The 304-nt window shown below is 36.8% G+C and carries 1 protein-coding gene; it reads right to left on the bottom strand.

Features of this window, described 5'->3' with window-relative positions; all coding sequences use genetic code 11:
* On the bottom strand, window positions 1–145 hold a 145-nt coding region (locus tag AOQ71_RS43385), incomplete at its 3' end, for a helix-turn-helix domain-containing protein (RefSeq protein WP_157083553.1).
* Window positions 146–304 lie beyond the last annotated feature (159 nt).

The following is a 304-nucleotide window of genomic DNA, read 5'->3' as shown; positions in this document are numbered from 1 at the left end:
CTGGACCTTGAGCTTTGTATTTTTGCAATAAGCGTCTGATTTGACGCTCTGAAATATGAAGCAGCTGAGCAGCCTGAGACTGGCTAATGCGTTGATCACAGATTTCTTGCAAGACTGACAATCGTTTAAGTTCTTTATCCGACATAGACACCAACATATCAAACAGTCCGCTAAGAAAATTGCAAATACGCATATTCTAAAAGCGGACATTTTTACTTTGGAGAAACCGGACATTTCTATTTGGGGCTTACATTTTTGATTTCGCATAAGGCGTATTATGTTAATAATATAAATTTTTAAAAGC

Source organism: Bradyrhizobium manausense, assembly GCF_001440035.1.
Lineage (GTDB): Bacteria > Pseudomonadota > Alphaproteobacteria > Rhizobiales > Xanthobacteraceae > Bradyrhizobium > Bradyrhizobium manausense.
The sequence above is the reverse complement of the archived record's forward strand: the minus strand, read 5'-3'. Positions and strand labels throughout refer to the sequence as shown.